This window comes from Streptomyces chryseus (assembly GCF_014650755.1).
Taxonomy (GTDB): Bacteria; Actinomycetota; Actinomycetes; order Streptomycetales; family Streptomycetaceae; genus Streptomyces; species Streptomyces chryseus.
Genome location: NZ_BMVO01000019.1, coordinates 81,180 through 103,153, shown reverse-complemented (window position 1 = coordinate 103,153; position 21,974 = coordinate 81,180). Strand labels below are relative to the sequence as shown.

13 protein-coding genes are annotated in these 21,974 nt (G+C 72.3%); 6 read left to right on the top strand and 7 right to left on the bottom strand.

All coding sequences use genetic code 11. The annotated features are described in order from the left end of the window. The first annotated feature begins 327 nt into the window (after positions 1–327). Positions 328–5,283: an NAD-glutamate dehydrogenase gene (locus IE185_RS24370; protein WP_138896909.1), complete on the top strand. Its 4,956-nt coding sequence runs from the start codon at positions 328–330 to the stop codon at positions 5,281–5,283. 28 nt (positions 5,284–5,311) lie between these two features. Here IE185_RS24370 and IE185_RS24365 read toward each other — a convergent pair whose 3' ends face one another. From IE185_RS24365 to IE185_RS24355, 3 genes are read right to left on the bottom strand one after another with little or no spacing between them, the layout of a single operon-like run. Continuing rightward, complete coding sequence (locus tag IE185_RS24365; RefSeq protein ID WP_138896910.1) at positions 5,312–6,592, bottom strand: glycosyltransferase 87 family protein; 1,281 nt, start codon at positions 6,590–6,592, stop codon at positions 5,312–5,314. A 27-nt stretch (positions 6,593–6,619) separates the two neighbouring features. Then, the gene (locus IE185_RS24360) at positions 6,620–7,342 is read right to left on the bottom strand and encodes an ABC transporter ATP-binding protein (protein ID WP_138896911.1); all 723 of its coding nucleotides are present in this window, start codon (positions 7,340–7,342) and stop codon (positions 6,620–6,622) included. Next, a complete protein-coding gene (locus IE185_RS24355; protein ID WP_189716018.1) occupies positions 7,335–8,249 on the bottom strand; it encodes an ABC transporter permease in 915 nt (304 codons plus the stop codon). Before IE185_RS24355 ends, IE185_RS24360 begins: the two co-directional genes overlap by 8 nt. Before the next feature lie 134 nt (positions 8,250–8,383). Between IE185_RS24355 and IE185_RS24350 the strand changes: the two genes are divergently transcribed. Further along, on the top strand, positions 8,384–8,998 hold the full coding sequence (locus IE185_RS24350) for a TetR/AcrR family transcriptional regulator (RefSeq protein WP_229843671.1): 615 nt from the start codon (positions 8,384–8,386) through the stop codon (positions 8,996–8,998). 60 nt (positions 8,999–9,058) lie between these two features. Here the strand turns inward: IE185_RS24350 and IE185_RS24345 are convergent, their stop codons facing one another. From IE185_RS24345 to IE185_RS24330, 4 genes are all read right to left on the bottom strand, one after another. Next, positions 9,059–9,970 carry a carbohydrate ABC transporter permease gene (locus IE185_RS24345; protein ID WP_138898418.1) on the bottom strand — a complete coding sequence of 304 codons (912 nt, stop codon included), beginning with the start codon at positions 9,968–9,970 and terminating at the stop codon, positions 9,059–9,061. Next, positions 9,967–11,322 carry a carbohydrate ABC transporter permease gene (locus IE185_RS24340; RefSeq protein WP_138898419.1) on the bottom strand — a complete coding sequence of 452 codons (1,356 nt, stop codon included), beginning with the start codon at positions 11,320–11,322 and terminating at the stop codon, positions 9,967–9,969. The genes IE185_RS24345 and IE185_RS24340 overlap by 4 nt, the downstream gene beginning before the upstream one ends. 12 nt (positions 11,323–11,334) lie before the next feature. Further along, positions 11,335–12,708, bottom strand: coding sequence for an ABC transporter substrate-binding protein (locus IE185_RS24335; RefSeq protein ID WP_138898420.1), 1,374 nt, complete (start codon positions 12,706–12,708; stop codon positions 11,335–11,337). A 169-nt stretch (positions 12,709–12,877) separates the two neighbouring features. After that, positions 12,878–16,177: an FtsK/SpoIIIE domain-containing protein gene (locus IE185_RS24330; protein ID WP_189716007.1), complete on the bottom strand. Its 3,300-nt coding sequence runs from the start codon at positions 16,175–16,177 to the stop codon at positions 12,878–12,880. 396 nt (positions 16,178–16,573) lie between these two features. On the opposite strand from IE185_RS24330, the gene IE185_RS24325 reads away from it, so the two are divergent. The 4 genes from IE185_RS24325 to IE185_RS24310 all read left to right on the top strand — a co-directional run bounded on the left by IE185_RS24325 (position 16,574) and on the right by IE185_RS24310 (position 21,890). After that, on the top strand, positions 16,574–18,214 hold the full coding sequence (locus tag IE185_RS24325; protein WP_189716005.1) for a serine/threonine-protein kinase: 1,641 nt from the start codon (positions 16,574–16,576) through the stop codon (positions 18,212–18,214). A 136-nt stretch (positions 18,215–18,350) separates the two neighbouring features. Then, on the top strand, positions 18,351–19,595 hold the full coding sequence (locus IE185_RS24320; protein ID WP_138898814.1) for a serine/threonine-protein kinase: 1,245 nt from the start codon (positions 18,351–18,353) through the stop codon (positions 19,593–19,595). A gap of 70 nt (positions 19,596–19,665) precedes the next feature. After that, positions 19,666–20,772 (top strand): peptide chain release factor 2, encoded by a 1,107-nt coding sequence (gene prfB / locus IE185_RS24315; RefSeq protein WP_138898813.1) that lies wholly within the window; start codon positions 19,666–19,668, stop codon positions 20,770–20,772. Positions 20,773–21,041: 269 nt separating this feature from the next. Then, entirely contained in the window at positions 21,042–21,890 is an 849-nt protein-coding gene (locus tag IE185_RS24310) for an LPXTG cell wall anchor domain-containing protein (protein WP_189716003.1), read from the top strand. Positions 21,891–21,974 lie beyond the last annotated feature (84 nt).

The following is a 21,974-nucleotide window of genomic DNA, read 5'->3' as shown; positions in this document are numbered from 1 at the left end:
GTCGCTGTCCAGAGTGTCAAACTTCCGGGCTGCTTTTGTACACCGATCGGACATGACGGGCCCCCGGTGCGGCGGGATAGCCTGGTGCCGTGATCAGCGCGATAGCCCTCGGGGGCAGTGAAGCCCCCGGCATGCGCCCGGAGCACCTTCGTGCCCGGGTGATCGCTGGTCCCCGAAACCCCGACCGGCCGTCAAAATTGGCCAATAACGTCATGGGTATCTCTCACCGCGGCATAACGTCGACACTGACCGGATACCCGCGTCGTGGCGTTGTGTCACCCTTCTTCACCTACGTCACGCAACGGCGCGCGACAGGAGCCAGAGGACATGCAGACCAAGCTGGACGAAGCCAAAGCCGAGCTGCTCGTACGGGCGGCCCGGGTAGCTGAGAACAGCCCGGCCGGGGGGCAACCTTCGACTGGGTCCACGAGTGCAGGCACTCCCGACCGGGACACGCTGCTCGCGTACCTCCAGCGCTACTACCTGCACACGGCCCCCGAGGACCTCGCCGACCGCGACCCGGTCGACATCTTCGGTGCGGCGCTCTCGCACTACCGGCTGGCGGAGAACCGCCCGCAGGGCACGGCCAACGTCCGGGTGCACACGCCGACGGTGGAGGAGAACGGCTGGACCTGCAGCCACTCCGTCGTCGAGGTGGTCACCGACGACATGCCCTTCCTCGTCGACTCGGTCACCAACGAGCTGTCCCGCCAGGGCCGCGGCATCCACGTCGTGATCCACCCGCAGGTCACGGTGCGCCGTGACGTCACCGGCAGGCTGGTCGAGGTCCTGCCCGCCGACAGCGGCCGCCGTGACGAGAAGCTCCCGCACGACGCGTGCGTCGAGTCGTGGATCCACGTCGAGATCGACCGCGAGACCGACCGCTCCGACCTCAAGCAGATCACCGCCGACCTGCTGCGTGTCCTCAATGACGTCCGTGAGGCCGTCGAGGACTGGGAGAAGATGCGCGACTCGGCGCTGCGCATCGCCGAGGAGCTGCCGAGCGAGCCCACCGCCGACGACCTGCGCGACCTGGAGGTCGACGAGGCCCGCGAGCTGCTGCGCTGGCTGTCCGCCGATCACTTCACCTTCCTCGGCTACCGCGAGTACGAGCTGACCGAGGACGACGCGCTGTCCGCCGTCCCCGGCACCGGTCTCGGCATCCTGCGCTCCGACCCGCACCACAGCGGCGGCGAGGACCACCCGGTCAGCCCGTCGTTCAGCCGGCTGCCCGCCGACGTACGCGCCAAGGCCCGCGAGCACAAGCTGCTCGTCCTGACGAAGGCCAACAGCCGCTCCACCGTGCACCGGCCCAGCTACCTCGACTACGTCGGCGTGAAGAAGTTCGACGCCGAGGGCAACGTCGTCGGCGAGCGCCGCTTCCTCGGGCTGTTCTCCTCGGCCGCGTACACCGAGTCCGTACGCCGCGTCCCCGTCGTCCGCCGCAAGGTCGCCGAGGTCCTCGACAAGGCGGGCTTCTCGCCCAACAGCCACGACGGCCGCGACCTGCTCCAGATCCTGGAGACGTACCCGCGCGACGAGCTCTTCCAGACGCCCGTCGACCAGCTGACGTCCATCGTGACCAGCGTCCTCTACCTCCAGGAGCGGCGCCGGCTGCGCCTCTACCTGCGCCAGGACGAGTACGGGCGCTACTACTCCGCGCTCATCTACCTGCCCCGCGACCGCTACACCACCAGCGTGCGGCTGCGGCTGATCGACATCCTGAAGGAGGAGCTCGGCGGCACCAGCGTCGACTTCACCGCCTGGAACACCGAGTCGATCCTCTCCCGCCTGCACTTCGTCGTCCGCGTCCCGGCCGGCACCGAGCTGCCGACCCTGACCGACGCCGACACCGAGCGCATCGAGAGCCGGCTCGTCGACGCCGCCCGCTCCTGGGCCGACGGCTTCTCCGACGCGATGAACGCCGAGCTGGGCGAGGAGCGCGCCGCCGAACTGCTGCGCCGGTACGGTCACGCCTTCCCGGAGGGCTACAAGGCCGACCACTCGCCGCGCGCCGCCGTCGCCGACCTCGTCCACCTCGAACAGCTGACGCACGGCCGCAACAGCTTCTCGCTGTCGCTGTACGAGCCGGTGGGAGCCGGACCCAACGAGCGTCGCTTCAAGATCTACCGGATCGGCGAGCAGGTCTCCCTGTCCGCCGTCCTGCCCGTGCTCCAGCGGCTCGGCGTCGAGGTCGTCGACGAGCGCCCGTACGAGCTGCGCTGCGCCGACCGTACGCACGCCTGGATCTACGACTTCGGCCTGCGCATGCCCAAGTCGAACGGCAACGACGGCCACCTGGCCGACGACGCCCGTGAGCGCTTCCAGGAAGCGTTCTCCGCCGTGTGGACCGGACAGGCCGAGAACGACGGCTTCAACGCCCTCGTCCTGAGCGCCGGTCTTGACTGGCGGCAGGCGATGGTGCTGCGCGCGTACGCGAAGTACCTGCGCCAGGCCGGTTCGACCTTCAGCCAGGACTACATGGAGGACACCCTCCGCAACAACGTCCACACCACCCGGCTGCTGGTGTCGCTGTTCGAGGCGCGGATGTCGCCCGAGCGGCAGATCGCCGGCACCGAGCTGACCGACGGGCTGCTCGAAGAGCTCGACGGCGCGCTCGACCAGGTCGCCTCCCTCGACGAGGACCGGATCCTGCGGTCGTTCCTGACCGTCATCAAGGCGACGCTGCGCACCAGCTTCTTCCAGAAGACCGCGACCGGCGAGCCGCACGGCTACGTGTCGATGAAGTTCGACCCGCAGGCCATCCCGGACCTCCCCGCACCCCGCCCGGCGTACGAGATCTGGGTGTACTCGCCGCGCGTCGAGGGCGTCCACCTGCGCTTCGGCAAGGTCGCCCGCGGTGGCCTGCGCTGGTCCGACCGGCGTGAGGACTTCCGTACCGAGGTGCTGGGCCTGGTCAAGGCGCAGATGGTGAAGAACACCGTCATCGTGCCGGTCGGCGCCAAGGGCGGCTTCGTCGCCAAGAACCTCCCGGACCCGTCCGTCGACCGTGACGCGTGGATGGCCGAGGGCGTCGCCTCGTACAAGACCTTCATCTCGGCGCTGCTCGACATCACCGACAACATGGTGGCGGGCGAGGTCGTGCCGCCGAAGAACGTCGTGCGCCACGACGAGGACGACACGTACCTCGTCGTCGCCGCCGACAAGGGCACCGCGACCTTCTCCGACATCGCCAACGAGATCGCGGGCGCGTACAACTTCTGGCTCGGTGACGCCTTCGCGTCCGGTGGCTCGGTCGGTTACGACCACAAGGGCATGGGCATCACCGCCCGCGGCGCGTGGGAGTCCGTCAAGCGGCACTTCCGCGAGCTGGGCCACGACACGCAGAACGAGGACTTCACGGTCGTCGGTGTGGGTGACATGTCGGGCGACGTCTTCGGCAACGGCATGCTGCTCTCCGAGCACATCCGCCTCGTGGCCGCCTTCGACCACCGGCACATCTTCATCGACCCGAACCCGGACGCGGCGACGTCGTACGCCGAGCGCCGCCGCCTGTTCGAGCTGCCGCGTTCGTCGTGGGCCGACTACAACACGGATCTGCTGTCGGCCGGCGGCGGCGTCCACCCGCGCAGCGCCAAGGCGATCCCGATCAACGCGCACATCCGCGAGGCGCTCGGCATCGAGCGGGGCATCACCAAGATGACCCCGGCCGACCTGATGAAGACGATCCTCCAGGCGCCGGTCGACCTGCTGTGGAACGGCGGCATCGGTACGTACGTCAAGTCCTCGGCGGAGTCGAACGCCGACGTCGGCGACAAGGCGAACGACGCGATCCGCGTCAACGGCGAGGACCTGCGGGTCAAGGTCGTCGGCGAGGGCGGCAACCTGGGCGCGACCCAGCTCGGCCGCATCGAGTTCGCCCGGCGCGGCGCCGGCGGCGAGGGCGGCCGGATCAACACCGACGCCATCGACAACAGCGCGGGCGTGGACACCTCCGACCACGAGGTGAACATCAAGATCCTGCTGAACGGCCTCGTCGCGGACGGCGACATGACCGTCAAGCAGCGCAACCAGCTGCTCGCCACCATGACCGACGAGGTCGGCTCGCTCGTCCTGCGCAACAACTACGCGCAGAACACGGCGCTGGCCAACGCCGTCACGCAGGCGCCCTCCCTGCTCCACGCCCACCAGCGCTTCATGCGCCGGCTGGAGCGCGACGGGCACCTGAACCGCCCGCTGGAGTTCCTGCCCACCGACCGGCAGATCCGGGAACTGCTGAGCGCGGGCCGCGGCCTGAGCCAGCCGGAGCTCGCCGTCCTCATGGCGTACACCAAGATCACGGTGGCGGACGAGCTCATCCACACCGGCCTGCCGGACGACCCGCACCTGCGGACCCTGCTGCACGCGTACTTCCCCAAGGCGCTGCGCGAGCAGTTCGGCGAGCAGATCGACGCGCACGCGCTGCGTCGCGAGATCATCACGACGGTGCTGGTCAACGACACCGTGAACACCGGTGGCTCGACCTTCCTGCACCGGCTGCGGGAGGAGACCGGGGCGTCGATCGAGGAGATCGTACGGGCGCAGTTCGCGGCCCGCGCGATCTTCGGGCTCAGCGAGGTCTGGGACGCCGTCGAGGCGCTCGACAACACGGTCGCGGCCGACGTGCAGGCCCGGATCCGGCTGCACTCGCGCCGCCTCGTCGAGCGCGGCACGCGCTGGCTGCTGGGCAACCGGCCGCAGCCGCTGGAGCTCGCCGAGACGATCGAGTTCTTCAGCGCCGGTGTGGCGGGGGTCTGGGACGAGCTGCCGAAGCTGCTGCGCGGCGCGGACCTGGAGTGGTACCAGAGCATCCTCGACGAGCTGACCGACGCGGGCGTTCCCGAGGAGCTGGCGCTGCGGGTGGCCGGGTTCTCGTCGGCCTTCCCGACGCTCGACATCGTCGCGATCGCGGAGCGCACCGGCAAGACGCCGATGCAGGTCGCCGAGGTGTACTACGACCTGGCCGACCGTCTGTCCATCACCCAGCTCATGGACCGGATCATCGAGCTGCCGCGGGCCGACCGCTGGCAGTCCATGGCCCGCGCTTCCATCCGTGAGGACCTGTACGCGGCGCACGCCGGCCTGACGCAGGACGTGCTGTCCGTGGGCAACGGGGCCTCCTCGCCGGAGGAGCGCTTCAAGGCGTGGGAGGAGAAGAACGCCGCGATCCTGGGCCGCGCGCGCACGACGCTGGAGGAGATCCAGGGTTCGGACGCGTTCGACCTGGCGAACCTGTCGGTGGCCATGCGCACGATGCGCACGATGCTGCGCACGCGCGTCTGATCGCCCTCGGGGGGTGCCCCGCACCGGGTCATTCCGGCGCGGGGCGCCCCTTTTCCCGTACCGCTCCCGTACTCCTCGACGACGCCCACAGCCGGTGGCAGGACAGCAGGGCGGCGGCGAGCAGCAGAAGGTTGCGTACGACCATGAGCGCGCAGCCCAGCGGCGAGCCCGAGACCACGTCGTCGTACAGCACGGGGTAGGCGAGCGCGCTCAGGGCGGCCGCCGGCAGCAGCAGGGCGGCGACCGGGCGCTGGGTGGTGGCGCGCGAGGTGAGGCAGACGGCGGCCAGGCCGAGCAGCCACACCAGGTACTGCGGGCTGATCACCCGGCTGGTGACGGTGAACAGGAGCACGGCGGCCAGCGCCGCGTCGAAGGGCGTGGCCGGTGTCCAGCGGCGGGCCCTGATCCGCCACAGCAGCAGCCAGCAGAAGGCGGCGGCGGTGAGGACGAGGGAGGCGTGGGCGAGGGCCGGGACGTACGGCCCGGTCAACTCCATCGCGCCGTAACGGTATTCGACCGTTCCGGGCCACCCCGCCAGCCGGGCCAGGGACAGCACGGTTCCGGCCGCCGACTCGATCTGCACGCCCCTGCTGCCCTGCTGGCGCAGGAACCCCAGGGTGTGCGAGAAGCCGAACGCGAGGACCGCGAGCAGCGCGGCCGCACCGGCGGCGGCGGACAGCCAGGCCTCCCTGGTGGTACGCCCGCGGGGCGCGCCCAGCAGCGCGAGAACCGGCCAGACCTTCACCGTCGCGCCGAGCCCGGCGAGCGCGCCGCCGATGCGCGGGTGGCGCTGGAGGGCGAGGAGGGCCAGTACGGCGAGTGCGGTGACCTGGACGTCGTACCGGACCAGGGGCAGGTGCAGGAGCAGCGGCAGCGCGCCCACCCACAGCCAGGCGCCGTCCGTGCGGCGCCCGGGCCGCAGCCCGGCGCGGGCGAGGGCGCAGGCGAGGAGCCCGTCGGCGGCGAGGGTGAGGACGAGGAACGCCTGGAAGTACGTGAGCCAGGGCAGCGCGCCCGGCCCGAGGATCACCAGGGCGGCGCCGGGCGGGTACTGCCACATGACGTCGTCGAGGGGGAAGCCGCCCTGGGCGAGCTGCCCGTACCAGCCGTAGTAGATCTGGTGGACCTCGCCGCTGATCGTCCCCACGTCGAACGCGGCGAGGGGCTGGGCGAGCAGGGCGAGCATCCCGAGCCGGGTGGCGACCCAGACGGCGCCGAGCCCGCAGGCGAACCGGCGCGCGGCGGCTGTGGACCTGCGGGAGCCGGGGGTGGCCCGCGCGTCGGAGGCCGGGATCTGTTCGGTCGTCATCAAGGCGCACTTTAGCCACCCTTTGCGCTATTTCTTCGCCTTTGCATGCGCCTCGTAGGCGGCGACGACGTCCGCCGCCGGCCCGTCCATCCGCAGCGTCCCCGCCTCCAGCCAGAGCGCCCGGTCGCAGGTCTCGGTGACGGTCCTGTGATGGTGGCTGACCAGGAACACGGTGCCCGCCGTCGCGCGGAGCTCGGCGATGCGGGCCTTGCTGCGGCGCTGGAAGGCGGCGTCCCCGGTGGCGAGCGCCTCGTCGATCATCAAGACATCGTGGCTCCTGGCGGCGGCGATCGAGAAGCGCAGGCGGGCGGCCATGCCGGAGGAGTACGTCCGCATGGGCAGCGTGCTGAAGTCGCCCTTGTCGTCGATGCCGGAGAAATCGACGATCCGCTGGTAGCGCTCACGGACCTGCCGGCGCGTCATGCCCATCGCCAGGCCGCCCAGTACGACGTTGCGTTCGCCGGTCAGGTCGTTCATCAGCGCGGCGTTGACGCCGAGGAGCGAGGGCTGCCCCCGGGTGTAGACACGGCCGCGCGCGGGCCGGATCAGTCCGGCGACCGCTTTGAGGAGGGTCGACTTCCCGGAACCGTTGGAGCCGATGAGTCCGATGGCCTCGCCCTTGTGCGCGACGAAGGTGACGCCTTTGACGGCGTGCACTTCGCGCGCGGTGCGCCCGCTGTGGACCCGGTAGGTGATGTGGACGTCGTCCGCGATGACGGTGGGGGTGCGTGCGTCGTACGCGTCAGCCACGGCCGTACGTCTCCTCCGCCTGCCAGAAGAAGACGAAGCCGCCCACGCCCGCCAGGAGCGCCCAGCCCGCTGCGCCGGCCCAGGCGTACGGGGGCAGTTGGCCGGCGGCGAAGCTGTCGATGAGCGCGAAGCGCGTCAGGTCGATGTAGAGCGCGGCCGGATTCCACTCCAGGGCCACGGCCACCAGGTGCGGCATCTTGTCGCCCCGCACGGCGTGGCTGACGCTCCACATGACGCCCGAGACGTACATCCAGGTGCGCAGGGCGAACGGCATCAGCTGGGCGATGTCCGGCGTCCGGGACGCCAGTCTCGCCATGACGAGCGCCAGACCCGTGTTGAACGTCGCCTGGAGGCCGAGCGCGGGCAGCGCCAGCAGCCAGGACGGCCGGGGGAACTGCCCGCAGCAGCAGAGGATCACCGTCAGCGCGGCCATCGAGAAGAGCAACTGCTGGAGCTGCTGGACGGCGTACGCGACGGGGAGCGCCGCGCGGGGGAAGTGCAGGGCGCGGACGAGGCCCAGGTTGCCGGTCAGGGCGCGGGTGCCGGCCAGGACGGTGCTGCTGGTGAACGTCCAGACGAAGACGCCGGTGACCAGGAACGGCACGAAGTCGCGGACGCCTTCCTTGGTGCGGAGCAGGACGCCGAAGACGAAGTAGTAGACCGTCGCGTTGAGCAGCGGCGTCATGACCTGCCAGAGCTGGCCCAGTCTGGCCCGGCTGTACTGCGCCGTCAGCCGGGCGGTGGCGAACGCGGTGACGAAGTGGCGGCGGCCCCACAGGCGCCGGGTGTACTCCGGGAGGCAGGGGCGGGCGCCGCTCTCGACGAGGCCGTGGCGGGCAGCGAGGGCGGCCAGGTCGGGGGCGGGCCCGGCGGGGGCCGGAGCGGGGGCGGGCGATGTCGCGGTCAGGGTCACATCGGCGGCTTTCGACGAGGGGCGGCGATGGCGAGCACGACGGAACGGGTCCGTATCGTCGCTACGGTGACAGTAGGGCGGTGTACGTCGAAACGCAACCGTTCCGTCGTGACGCTATGCTGGGCCGCATGAGCGCCGACCCGTCACCGACCGCACCCCCGCGCCGCGCCCCCGCCGGAGCCGCCGTGCTCAGGGAGGACGTCACCGACGCGATCCGTACCGCCGTCTTCGAGGAGCTGGCCGCCGTCGGGTACGCCCGCATGTCGATCGAGGGCATCGCGCGCAGGGCGGGCGTCGGCAAGACGGCCGTCTACCGCCGCTGGAAGTCCAAACTCGCCCTGGTCCTCGACCTCGTCTCCGCCGTGGCGACCGAGGGGCTGCCCGCACCCGCGACCGGCTCGCTGTACGGCGATGTACGCGCTCTGCTCGAAGTGGCCGCCCACGCGCTGCGCCACCCCGTCGCCTCGCAGGTCGTCCCGGACCTGCTGGTGGAGGCCACGCGCCACCCCGAAATCGCCGACGCGATCAAGGCGGCTCTTCTCGACGGACAGCACGGCGTCGCCGCCGTCGTCGTACGGGACGCGGTCGCGCGCGGCGAACTGCCCGAGGGGACGGACGTGGACCGTGCCCTCGATCTGATCGTGGGGCCGCTGTACTGGCGGCTCGTGGTGGTGCGCAGTGCCCTGCCGGCCGGGTATCTCGACGGCCTCGCGGTGTCGGCGGTGGCCGCGCTCCGGGCGTGAGCGGGCGCCGGGACGCGGTGCGGCGGCCCGGTCGGGGGGACCGGGCCGCCGTCGGGGGCGCTACTTCACCGCGCCGGCCATCACGCCGTTGACGAACTGGCGCTGGAACGCGAAGAAGACGATCAGCGGAATGATCATCGAGATGAACGCGCCCGGCGCCAGGATGTCGATGTTGTTGCCGAACTGGCGGACCTGACGCTGGAGCGCGACCGTGATCGGCGGGTTGGCCGAGTCCGCGAAGATCAGCGCGACCAGCATGTCGTTCCACACCCACAGGAACTGGAAGATGCCGAGCGAGGCGATGGCAGGGCCGCCCAGCGGCATCACGACGCGGGTGAACAGCCGGATCTCGCCCGCTCCGTCGAGCCGCGCCGCCTCCAGGAGTTCCTTGGGGATCTCCGCGAAGAAGTTGCGCAGGAGGAAGATCGCGAACGGCAGGCCGAAGGCCACGTGGAAGAGGACCACGCCCGCCGTGGTCTCGAAGATGCCGATCTTGCCGAAGAGTTCGGACACGGGTACGAGGGCCACCTGCACCGGCACCACCAGCAGGCCGACGACCACCAGGAACCACCAGTCGCGGCCCGGGAAGTCCATCCACGCGAAGGCGTAACCGGCCAGCGAGCCGATCACCACGACCAGGACGGTGGACGGGACGGTGATCATGACGGTGCTGAGCAGGGAGTCGACGATGGTGCTGTTGTCGAGGAGATTGGCGTAGTTGTCGAGGGTGAGCTCGGACGGGGCGGTGAAGACCTTCCACCAGCCCGTCTCCGCGATGTCGGTGGGGCTGCGCAGCGACGAGAACAGAAGGCCGATCGTCGGCATCAGCCAGAACAGCGCCACCAGGACGAGGAAGACGCTCACCGCGCCGCCGCTCGCGCGGGCCGCGATCCGCGCGGGCAGGGACTGCTTGCGCCCGGTCGGTGGCGGGTCGGCCGGAGTGGTGGGGGGCGTGGAGGCCGTGGTGGTCATCGGCGGCTCTCCTTTCGCATCCTGCGGATGTTGAAGAGCATCACCGGGACGACCAGCAGCAGGAGCAGCACGGCGATGGCGCTGCCGATGCCGGGGTGCGCGTCCGTACCGAACGACGAGCGGTAGAGCTGGAGTGCCAGTACGTTCGCGTCGTCCTGGGACGACCCCGGCGCGATGATGAACACCAGGTCGAAGATCTTCAGTACGTTGATCATCAAAGTGACCAGAACGACCGCGAGGACGGGCGCCAGCAGCGGGACCGTCACCCGGCGGAAGACCTGCCACTCGTTGGCGCCGTCGACGCGGGCCGCCTCCAGGAGCTCACGCGGCAGCCCGGCGAGGCCGGCCGCGATCAGGACCATCGCGAAGCCCGCCCACATCCAGACGTAACTGCCGATGATGGCGGGGGTCACCAGGCTCGGACCGAGCCAGTCGACGCCGTTGTACGGCTCGCGGAAGTTCGACGCGGGGAAGCGGAGTGCGGCTCCGTCCGCCGCGGCGGAGAGGGTGAAGGTGCCGTTCGCGCCGGCCGTGGCCGAGTCGACGACCTTGCCGTCCTTGACCGCCTCGACCTTGATGCCTTTGAGGCCGAGCTCCTTCGGGTCGATGGTGTTGGGCCTGCCGCCGCCGCCCTTCGTGAAGTCCAGCCACGCGGTGCCGGTGACCTTGTCCGGCGCGGTCCGCGCGGGCGCCGCGGTCTCCGCGTCGCCGGGCATCTTCGCGGGCGGTACGCCGACCAGCGGCAGCAGCACCTGTTCGCCCGCTCTGACGGGCTGCTTCGTGACGAAGGAACCGCCGCCGCCCGCCTTCAGCGGATGGACGGGCAGGGGGCGGGCCTTCGGGAAGCCCGCCGCCTCGGAGAACATGTCGTGGACGCTCACCGCCACGGCGTTCGCGACCCCGCGCTCCGGATTCTGCTCGTACACCAGGCGGAAGATGATGCCCGCGGCGAGCATCGAGATCGCCATCGGCATGAAGACCAGCAGCTTGAACGCCGTACCCCACCGGATGCGCTCGGTGAGGACGGCGAATATCAGGCCCAGCGCGGTCGAGACGGCGGGGGCCACCACCACCCAGATCGCGTTGTTCTTGACGGCGGTGAGGATGGTGTCGTCGGTGAAGATCTCGACGAAGTTGTCGAGGCCGGCGAAGCTGTCGCCGCTCTTGTCGAAGAAGCTCCGGTAGACCGAGTACCCGATCGGGTAGACCACGAGCGCGCCGAGCAGCACGAGGGCGGGCAGCAGGAAGCCGACCGCCATTAACCTGCGTGTGCCGGTGACGCTCTTGCGCTTGCCGCTGTCGGCGGGGGGCGGCGTGACCTTCGCGGCGCCCCCCGCGGTCGCTGACGTCATCGCGTCAACCCGTCAGTTCTTGTACGCCTTGGCCGCGTCGGACTCCAGCTGCTGCTGGGTCCCCGCGACGTCCTTCGGGTTCTTCAGGAAGTCCTGCAGCGCCTTCCACTCACCCTTGCCCGGCGTGCCGCCGAACGACTGCGGGGCCTGGTCCGACATGTCGAAGCGGAAGTCGTCGCCCGCGGCGATCAGGGCCTTCGCGATGTCGCGCTGCACGTCATTGGGGTACGCCGCCACGTCCAGGGACTTGTTCGGCGATACGAACCCGCCCGCCTCGGCCCAGATCTTCGCGGCGTCGGTCGACGCCAGGAAGGTCAGCAGCGCCTTGGCCCCCTTGGAGTCCTTGAGCGCCACGGCCGCGTCGCCGCCGGTCACGACGGGCGACTCACTGCCGACGGCCGGGAACGGGAACACCTTGGCGTCGGTGCCGATCTTCGCCTTCGTCTGCCCGATGTTGACCGCGACGAAGTCACCCTCGAAGACCATCGCGGCCTTCGGGTCCTCGGCGAACGTCTGGGTGACGGACGCGGGGAACTCGGTCTGCAGCGCGCCGTCCTGGCCGCCCGCGATGAGCTCCTTCTTGCCGAACAGCTCCCCGAGGGTAGTCAGCGCGTCCTTCACGGACGGGTCCGTCCACTTGATCTCGTGCTTGGCCAGCTGGTCGTACTTCTCGGGGCCCGCCTGGGACAGGTAGATGTTCTCGAACCAGTCGGTGAGGGTCCAGCCGTCCGCGCCGCCGATGGACACCGGGGAGACGCCGGAGGCGGAGATCGTCTCGGCGGTGGTCAGGAAGTCCTTCCAGGTCTTCGGCTCCTCGGCGCCCGCGTCCTCGAACACCTGGGCGTTGTACCAGATCAGGGACTTGTTGGCGGCCTTGAAGTACACGCCGTACTGCTTGCCGTCGACGGCGCCGATGTCCTTCCAGCCCTGCGAGTAGTTCTTGTCCAGCTGCGCCTGCGTCGCCGCGTCGACCTGCTTCGCCCACTTGCGCTGGACGGCCTGCTGGAGCGCGCCGACCTGCGGCAGCATCGCCACGTCCGGCGGCGAACCGCCGGCGATCTTCGTGCCGAGGAAGTTCACGATCGGGTCCTGGGCCGGTACGAAGGTGACCTTCGCGCCCGTGCGCTTCTCGAACTCGTCGAGGACCTTGGTGAAGTTCTCCTGCTCGGGGCCCGTCCAAACGGCGGCGACCTGGACCTCCTCGCCGTTCAGCCTGGGCAGCTCGACGGAGGACGAGGGCGTTGTGGTGGCCCCGCTTCCCTCGTTGCCTTCGTCCTTGTCCTTGTCGCCGCCGCAGGCGGTGAGGGCGAGCGTGCTCGCGGCGATCATCGCCAGCGCAGCCCTTCGAGCCCTGCGACCGCTGTGTGTGCGAAGAGTTGTGCGCATCACTGCCCCGTCTCTCCTGTGCGCGTACGGACCGGCGCAGCCCTCGGAGAACCGCTGGCGCCGATGCCGGTCTAGCTGTCCCGTGGGTCAGGTCTACGCCCGGCGGTCGGCCCGGGCAATAGTGCCTTCCGTGTCAACCGGGTGATCGTGATGGGCTCGTGACGTTGAGTCAGTCCTCGTGGGAGACGCCGAGAGGCGGCAGGGGGGTCGCGTTGACGGTACGGGCGGCCCGGTCCAGGGCGCTGGCCAGCAGGGCGAGGTCGGTCGGTCCGTTGCCGAGCTCGCGCACCGGGCGTCGGGTCGGCGGGTCACCCATCCGCTCCCACTCCAGCGGGACGACCGTGGGCCGCAGGGTCGCGGTGCGGGGGATGCGGCCGGTGACCCGGCCCGCCTGGAACGGGGTCGCGCCGAGGCTCCCGGCCGCCTCGCCGGTGGGGTGGCGCAGCAGCCTGCCCCGGCCGGGCGCCGGCCCGTCGGGGGCGGGCGCCGGCGGCGGGGGGTCCAGCACCACGCGCAGCCGGGCGCCGCGCGCGAGTTCCGTGTCGGCCGTACGGTCCGGCCTGGCGGAGGTGGCCACCAGGTGCACCCCGAGCCGCTCGCCCTCCCGGGCCACGGCCTCCAGCGCCCGTACGACGGAACCGGCCGCTGGCCTGCCCGTACTGCCGAGGGCGGGGGCGACCAGCGCGTCCAGGTCGTCGACCAGGACGACGAGGCGGGGGAGGGGCGACGGCGCGGTGTCGGCGCGGGCCTGGCGCTCCCGGGACGTCGTGGTCCGCAGGCGCAAGGTGCCGCTGGGGGGCGGGTCCAGGTCGCCGTTCTGCTCGGCGGCGCTGGGCGGGCGCTGGCCGATCATCCGTCCGGACACCTCGCGGTGCGTATGCCATTCGGCGAAGCCGAGACCGCCCAGGAGCTCGTGGCGCCGCTTCAGCTCCGCGCCCAGGGCCTGCGCGAACTCCCTCATGCGGACGGGATCGGACGCCACCAGATGGGTGGAGACGTGGGGGAGCTCCGTGCAGGCGCGCAGGCCCTCGCCGCGTTCCCCGCCCGCGCCGTCGACCAGGACGAGGCCCAGGCGGTCGGGGCGGGCCGCCGCCGCGAGCGAGGCCGCCACGGAACGCAGCAGCTCGGTGCGGCCGCTGCCCGCCGGGCCCTCGATCAGGAGGTGCGGGCCCTCGGCGGTCAGGTCCACGCAGAGCGGGCCGCGCGGGCCCGCGCCGAGCACGGCCCACGCACGGGTGGCGCCGGGGGCCTGGCCGTCGTCGGCGGCCGCCGCCCAGCGGGCCATGAGGGAAGCGGGGGTGGCCCTGGCCAGGCCCAGCTCGTCCAGGAGGCGGGAGGAGGAGGGGAGCGGGGTGGCTCGGGTGCTGTGGGTGGGGCGCGTGGAGTGGGCGCCGGTGGATCCGGTGGGGTGGGCGGGGTGGGTCGCTTGGGCGGGGCCGTCCGTGCGCAGCGGCGCCAGCGCACGGGCGAAGCGCTCGGCCCAGGCGGGGGAGACCGCGTCCACCGTGGCCAGCGTGCCGTGGCCGGCGGGCTCGCCGCCGGCCGTGCGCAGCAGTCGCAGGGCGGTGGCGACGTCGCCGCTGAGCAGGCCGGCGGCGCCGCACTCGCGGAAGGCGGGCGACGCGGCGCAGGCGGCCTCGTACGTGGCGGCGACGGGGGACAGCGGCGATGCGGCGGGCGTCTCGGCCAGGCACAGGACGTGAATGCCGGATGCCGCTCCGGTCGCGGCCAGGCGGGCGGTCGACTCGCGGAGCGCGGCGGGGCCGGGGTCGCCGTCGAGGACGACGACGGTGAAGGGGCCCTGGTGCGGTGGCCGGGGGGACGGGCCGTGGGGCTCGTGGGGGCGCGCTCCGTCGTGCGGTGCGCGGGCGGGACGGGGGTGGTCCTCGTCCTCCGTGCGGCGGACCAGTTCGGCGACGCGGGCCGCGGCCTGGTCGCGGTCGTACGCGAGGAGCAGCCGGCAGTCCTGGCCGTGGGCGGGGCGCAGGTGCGGCAGCCAGCCGAGCCAGGCCCACTCGGCGGTGCGGTCCCGCAGTGGCCTCGCCCGGTCCGTGCTGATCAGGACGATCTCGAGGTCGGCCGGGGAGTGCAGTGCGGCCAGCTGGGCCACGACCGCCCTGGCGAGGCCGGCCAGGCGGGCGCGGGGGCCGGCGAGGCCCAGCGAGCCCACTTCGCGCAGGCCCACCGTGACGGGCACGGCGGGCAGCGGGCGGCCGCCGTCGGGCGCGGGGCGGTCGGCGGTGCCCAGGCGCAGGGCCAGTGCTTCGGGGTGGGCGGGGTCGCGCTCCCAGAGGCGGGGGCCGGGGCCGAGCGCGGTGAGGAGGAGGGAGGCGGGGTCGGGCCAGGCCTCGGGCAGGGGCGTGGCGGCTGGCGGCGCTGCGGGGGCGACGCCGGACGGGGGCATGCCGAGGGGGGTGGCCTCGGCCGGCGCGTACTCGGCCAGGGGGTCGGGGCGGGCACCGGCGAGGCGGCGGGCCCAGGCTCCTATGCCGGCGCGTCGGGCCGTGGCGGCGGCGGGGGGTGCGGGTGCCGGGTGCGGGGGCTCCGGGGTCGGGGCCGCGTCGGGGCGTGTCCTCGGGTGCCGAACGTTCGGGTACGCGGGATCTTCGGGCGCGTCGCGTTCGACACCCTGCGGGGAGCGCCCCGTCCCGTCCCCTCCCGGCACCGCGAGCGGCGACACGGGGGCGGGGTGGGCCGACGGTGCGGGTGCGCCTGGTGTGCCTGGTGCGGGGTGGAGTTGGGCGGAGACCCTGCGGCCCGGGAGTGGCGTGGACGGGGCGGCGGCCGGCTCACGGGTGGGCGGCAGGCGTAGGTGGCCCTCGCCGTCGGGGGTGGTGCGCAGGGGGGCGGCGGGGGCGCCCTGGGTCAGGCGGAGGGCCGACTCGCCCAGGCGCAGTAGTGCGCCGGGAGGAAAGGGGACCGGTTGGGCGGTGAGGTCGTCGCCGTTCAGCGAGGTGCCGTTCGTGGAGTTCAGGTCCGCCACGGAGACCCGGCCGTCCTGGGTCAGCGTCACCGCGCAGTGCAGCCGTGACACGTCCGGGTCGTCCAGAGGCACGTCCGCCTCCGCCGAGCGGCCGATGCGGATCTGGCCGCCGTGCAGGAGGTGGACGCCGCCGGCGTCCGGGCCCGCCACCACGTGCAGCTGGGCGGGGGCGTCGGGCGCCGCCTCCGGCTCGGGCGCGGGGGCGTGCAGGGACAGCACCGCGCCGTCGACCAGCGGCGGCTCGCCCAGCGCCGCGCGCTGGGCGTCGAGGCGCTCCCGCCCGGCGTAGACGACGACGGCGCCGGTGGTCTCGGGGGCCGAGCCGGGGCCGGAGACTGCCGCTGCCAGGCCGGAGGCGACCGCGGCCAGCGCGGTTCCCGCGGGCGCGGTGACGAGCACGTCGCACACGCGCCCGGCGGCCTGGGGGCCTTCGGTGGCGCGCGTGCCTGGCGCGCGCGGCGCGAGGACGGTCAGCCGGATCTGCATCGCGTCAGCGGTCCCTTCTGCGCGAGGTGCCCGGCAGGGGTGCCGCCCTGTGATTCCCCCCACCCGGCACGGACGCGTCGTCCGGTACAGGTCGGCACGTGGCGCGGGGCTCCCGACCCCACAGTCCGTGCTGCAGGCATCCTCGCACCTGCCACTGACAACACGCCCCGCGGCCACCTCTAAGTGATCTTGAATGGTCGGCTGTGGGCGCAAAAGTGCAGGGTTGGACATATGCGGTACGCACGTTCGGCAACCATCGGCGCGGGGAGCGCGTCTACCCTCGGTAGCGGCCCCGGTGGGAGGCGGACGGGCGGCACTACAGTGGAGCGGAACCACGGGCCGAGCGCCCGGAACCACGCAGGACCACGAGGACACGAGCAGCAGGGAGCGCATGACGTGCGGCCGGTCGGCAGTAAATACCTGCTCGAGGAGCCGCTCGGGCGCGGCGCCACGGGCACCGTCTGGCGAGCCCGCCAGCGTGAGACCGCGGGTGCCGAGGCGGCCGTGGCCGGCCAGCCCGGCGAAACCGTCGCGATCAAGGTCCTCAAGGAGGAGCTCGCCAACGACGCCGATGTGGTGATGCGCTTCCTGCGCGAGCGGTCGGTGCTGCTGCGCCTGACGCACCCCAACATCGTGCGGACCCGCGACCTGGTCGTCGAGGGTGACCTGCTCGCCCTGGTGATGGACCTGGTGGACGGACCCGACCTGCATCGCTACCTCCGTGAGAACGGTCCGTTCTCGCCGGTCGCCGCGTCCCTGCTCACCGCGCAGATCGCGGACGCCCTCGCGGCCAGCCACGCCGACGGCGTCGTGCACCGCGACCTCAAGCCCGCCAACGTGCTGCTGGACGAGCGCGACGGGCAGATGCACCCGATGCTCACCGACTTCGGCATCGCGCGCCTCGCCGACTCCCCGGGCCTGACCCGGACGCACGAGTTCGTGGGTACGCCCGCCTACGTCGCCCCCGAGTCGGCCGAGGGCCGCCCGCAGACGTCCGCAGTCGACATCTACGGCGCGGGGATCCTGCTGTACGAGCTGGTCACCGGCCGCCCGCCGTTCGCCGGGGGCACGGCGCTGGAGGTGCTGCACAGGCACCTGAGCGAGGAGCCCCGCCGGCCCACCACCGTTCCCGAGCCGCTGTGGACGGTCATAGAGCGCTGCCTGCGCAAGGAACCGGACGAGCGGCCCAGCGCCGAGAACCTCGCCCGCGCCCTGCGCACCGTCGCCGCCGGCGTCGGCGTGCACTCCTCGTCCGCGCAGGTCGAGGCGGCCATGGGTGTCGGCGCGCTGCTCGCGCCCGACCCGGCCCCCGCGCCGGTCCCCGGCGTGCCCGGAGCCGCCGACCCGACCCAGGTCCTGCCGACCAACGCCGGGTCGTACGACCCGGCGGCCGCGACCAGCGTCCTGCCGTCGACGGGCACCCCGCAGTACGGCGGCCCGGGAGCGGCCGACCCCACGGCCGTCATGCCGCCCGTACCGCCGCGCCCCGAAGGCGCGCCCGGCGCGCCCGACTCCGAGGACCCGCACCCCTGGCAGAACCAGCTGCGGGCCGCCCGCGACCGCAACGAGCAGACGCAGGTCCAGTACCTCGACCCGAGCCAGGACCCCCTGCGCCGCCGGCCCCAGCGCCAGCCGCAGCAGCCCCCACAGCGTCAGCAGCAGCGTCCCCAGCGGCAGCAGCAGCCGCAGCGGTACGCCCCGGCGCCTTCGCCGCAGTACCAGCAGCCCCAGCCGCCACCTCCGCAGCAGCGGTACGCGCCGCCGCAGCAGCCGGCTCCACCGGCTCCGCGCCCGCCGCGCGAGCCCCGCGAGCCGCGCCGCCGCAGCGCCAACCCGATGCGCATCCCGGGGCTCGGCTGCCTCAAGGGCTGCCTGTTCACGCTGGTCCTGCTGTTCGTGGCGTCCTGGCTGATCTGGGAGTTCTCCGGACTCCAGCAGTGGATCGGAACGACGAAGAGCTTCTTCGAGCAGATCGGCGACTGGATCGACAGCGTGTCGAAATTCGTCAAGGATCTCGGCGGCCCCACCGGCGCCTAGCAACCGGGTACGTTGATTTGTCGACTTCTGGGGGTGGATTTCGCCCCCAGAAGTCGAGGTTGACGCCGTACGCGGCTCCGGAAGCGCTCCCACCCGCGTAGCCTCAGGGCGACCGTCAGCCGCTGAGGGAGCAGTCTTGGCACGGAAAATCGGCAGCCGGTACACGGCCCACCAGATCCTTGGACGGGGCAGCGCCGGCACGGTGTGGCTCGGTGACGGACCCGAGGGGCCCGTCGCCATCAAGCTCCTGCGTGAGGACCTCGCGTCCGACCAGGAACTCGTCGGACGCTTCGTCCAGGAGCGCACCGCGCTGCTCGGACTCGACCACCCCCGTGTCGTCGGCGTGCGCGATCTCGTGGTGGACGGAACCGACCTGGCGCTGGTGATGGACCTCGTGCGCGGCACGGATCTGCGGACCCGGCTCGACCGCGAGCGCCGCCTGGCGCCCGAGGCGGCCGTCGCGATCGCGGCGGACGTCGCCGACGGGCTCGCCGCCGCCCACGCGGCCGGCGTGGTGCACCGCGACGTGAAGCCCGAGAACATCCTGCTGGACATGGAGGGGCCGCTCGGGCCCGGCGGCGCGCACCCCGCGCTGCTGACCGACTTCGGCGTCGCCAAGCTCATCGACACCCCGCGCCGCACCCGCGCCACGAAGATCATCGGTACGCCCGACTACCTCGCCCCCGAGATCGTCGAGGGCCTGCCGCCCCGCGCGGCCGTCGACATCTACGCCCTCGCGACCGTGCTGTATGAGCTGCTCGCCGGTTTCACCCCCTTCGGCGGCGGCCACCCCGGCGCCGTACTGCGCCGCCATGTCACCGAGACCGTCGTCCCCCTCCCCGGCATCCCCGAGGAGCTGTGGCAGCTCCTCGTCCAGTGCCTGGCGAAGGCCCCGGCCTCCCGCCTGCGCGCCTCCGAGCTCTCCGCCCGCCTGCGCGACCAGCTCCCGCTCCTCGCCGGGATGCCGCCGCTCGACGTGGACGAGCCGGGCACGGAGGACGAGGAGGCGGCGTACCCGGCGTACGACGAACCGCAGGCCCTCTCCGCGGACGAACCGCGCCGCCGCGGCGCCGTCCCCCTGGTGCCCGGCTCGGCCCCGGACTCCAACCGCGACACCCACACGAGCATGCGCGTCCCCGCCCCCGACGAGCTGGCCGGCGGAGCGCGCGGAACGGCCCGCGCCCCCCGGGCGGCGGGCCAGCGCCGCCCCGGCTCGGCCCGGAACAAGCCGGACGCCGTGCGCAGGCGGCGCCTGGTCCTCGGCGGAGCCGCCGTCTTGGTGGCCGCCGCGATAGGAGTGGGCGGCTGGCTGGCGGCGACGGGGGAGGGGCAGGAGCCGGCCCCGCAGGACACGGAGCAGTCGGCGCCCTCCCAGCCGTAGCCCGGGGGAGTGACAAGGCGCTCGCCCGGGGGAGGGGAACGTACGGCCGCCCAGCCGTTACGCTGGACCCGTGGCAGTCGTCGATGTATCCGAAGAGCTCAAGTCCCTCTCCTCGACCATGGGGTCGATCGAGGCCGTCCTGGACCTCGACAGGATGAGGGCCGATATCGCCGTGCTCGAGGAGCAGGCCGCGGCCCCGTCCCTGTGGGACGACCCGGAGGCCGCGCAGAAGATCACGAGCAAGCTCTCCCACCTCCAGGCCGAGCTGCGCAAGACCGAGGCGCTCCGCAGCCGCATCGACGATCTCTCGGTGCTCTTCGAGCTCGCCGAGATGGAGGACGACGCCGACACCCTCGTGGAGGCGGAGGCCGAGCTCGTCTCCGTCCGCAAGGCGCTGGACGAGATGGAGGTGCGCACGCTCCTGTCCGGCAAGTACGACGAGCGCGAGGCCCTCGTCAACATCCGCGCGGAGGCCGGTGGCGTCGACGCCTCCGACTTCGCCGAGCGGCTGATGCGCATGTACCTGCGCTGGGCCGAGCGCCACGGGTACGCCACCGAGGTCTACGAGACGTCGTACGCGGAAGAGGCCGGCATCAAGTCCGCCACCTTCGTCGTCAAGGCGCCGTACGCCTACGGAACGCTCTCCGTGGAGCAGGGCACGCACCGCCTCGTGCGCATCTCGCCCTTCGACAACCAGGGCCGCCGCCAGACGTCCTTCGCGGGCGTCGAGGTGCTGCCGGTCGTCGAGAAGACCGACCACATCGAGATCGACGAGTCCGAGCTGCGGGTCGACGTCTACCGCGCGTCCGGTCCCGGCGGCCAGGGCGTCAACACGACCGACTCCGCCGTGCGTCTGACGCACATTCCGACCGGCATCGTGGTGTCCTGCCAGAACGAGCGCTCGCAGATCCAGAACAAGGCGAGCGCCATGAACGTCCTCCAGGCGAAGCTGCTCGAGCGCCGCCGCCAGGAGGAGCAGGCGCTGATGGACTCGCTCAAGGGCGACGGCGGCAACTCCTGGGGCAATCAGATGCGTTCGTACGTGCTGCACCCCTACCAGATGGTCAAGGACCTGCGTACGGAGTTCGAGGTAGGCAACCCGCAGGCGGTTCTCGACGGCGAGATCGACGGCTTCCTGGAAGCCGGAATTCGCTGGCGCAAGCAGCAGGAGAAGTAAAAACTCGCTTTGTCGACACAGTAACTGCCGCCGCTGAGGCGGCAGTTGCGTTTTGTGTCACAGTCGTATGCTCGTACGACGGGCAAGTGCCTGCAATCCGGACATCGCGCCCGCAATGACCTTGACGCTCCCTTTAAAAGTGGCAAAGCTGACGCGCGGCATGCGTATCTCTGGGGCGTGTGCGACGGGGGGCGAATTTCAAACCCCCAGTGTCCGGCGCCCCTTGCGCTGCTCCACTGACGAATTCAGCTACTGGGGGTAGCAGCCAGATGACCAAGAAGACGCGGATCCGCGTTGCGCGTATAGCAGCCGGTGCGGTGATCGCCGCAGGTGCTTCGCTGACCGCCGCGGGCGCCGCTTCGGCCGTCGGTATCGGTGTCGACGTGGCCGGCCTGAGCGCCGACGCCAGCGTCGACCAGGAGGGCGTCGACGTCTCCATCGCCGCCGACCCGGCCGACCCGGTCGACCCTGCGGACCCGGCCGACCCGGCCGACCCCGCGGACCCGGCGGACCCCGCCGACCCCGCGGACCCGGCGGACCCCGCCGACCCGGTGGACCCGCCGACCGACCCGGTCGACCCGCCCACTGACCCGGTGGACCCGCCGACCGACCCGGTGGACCCGCCGACCGACCCGGTCGACCCGCCCACTGACCCGGTCGACCCGCCGACCGACCCGGTGGACCCGCCGACCGACCCGGTCGACCCGCCCACCGACCCGACCGACCCCTCTGACCCGACCGACCCGGGCGGCAATGGCGGGAACGGCACCGGCGGCAACGGCGGTAACGGGAACGGCGGCAATGGCGGTAACGGGAACGGTGGCGGCGGCAACGGCGGCAACGACGACGGCGGCACCGTGACCGGTGGCTCCACCGGCGGTGGCGACGGCGACGCCGGTACCTGCACCCTCGACCTCGACGGTGCCGAGTGCGAGGACAACACCGACACCGACAGCGCCGGCTCCAAGCCGGTCGAGCAGGGCAAGGCCAAGGAGGAGCTCGCCGAGACGGGCGCCGCCGAGACCTCGTTCCTGCTCATCGGCGCCGCGACGATGATCGCCGGTGGCATCGGCTTCCGCATGCTGCCGCGCCTGGTCAGCGGCCGTACGGTCGCCTGAACCGCTTAGGCGTACAAGAGGGGCCCGGGGCGCGCTCAGCGCCCCGGGCCCCTCTCTTGTGTCTTCGTCGGCCCTCAGAGGGCC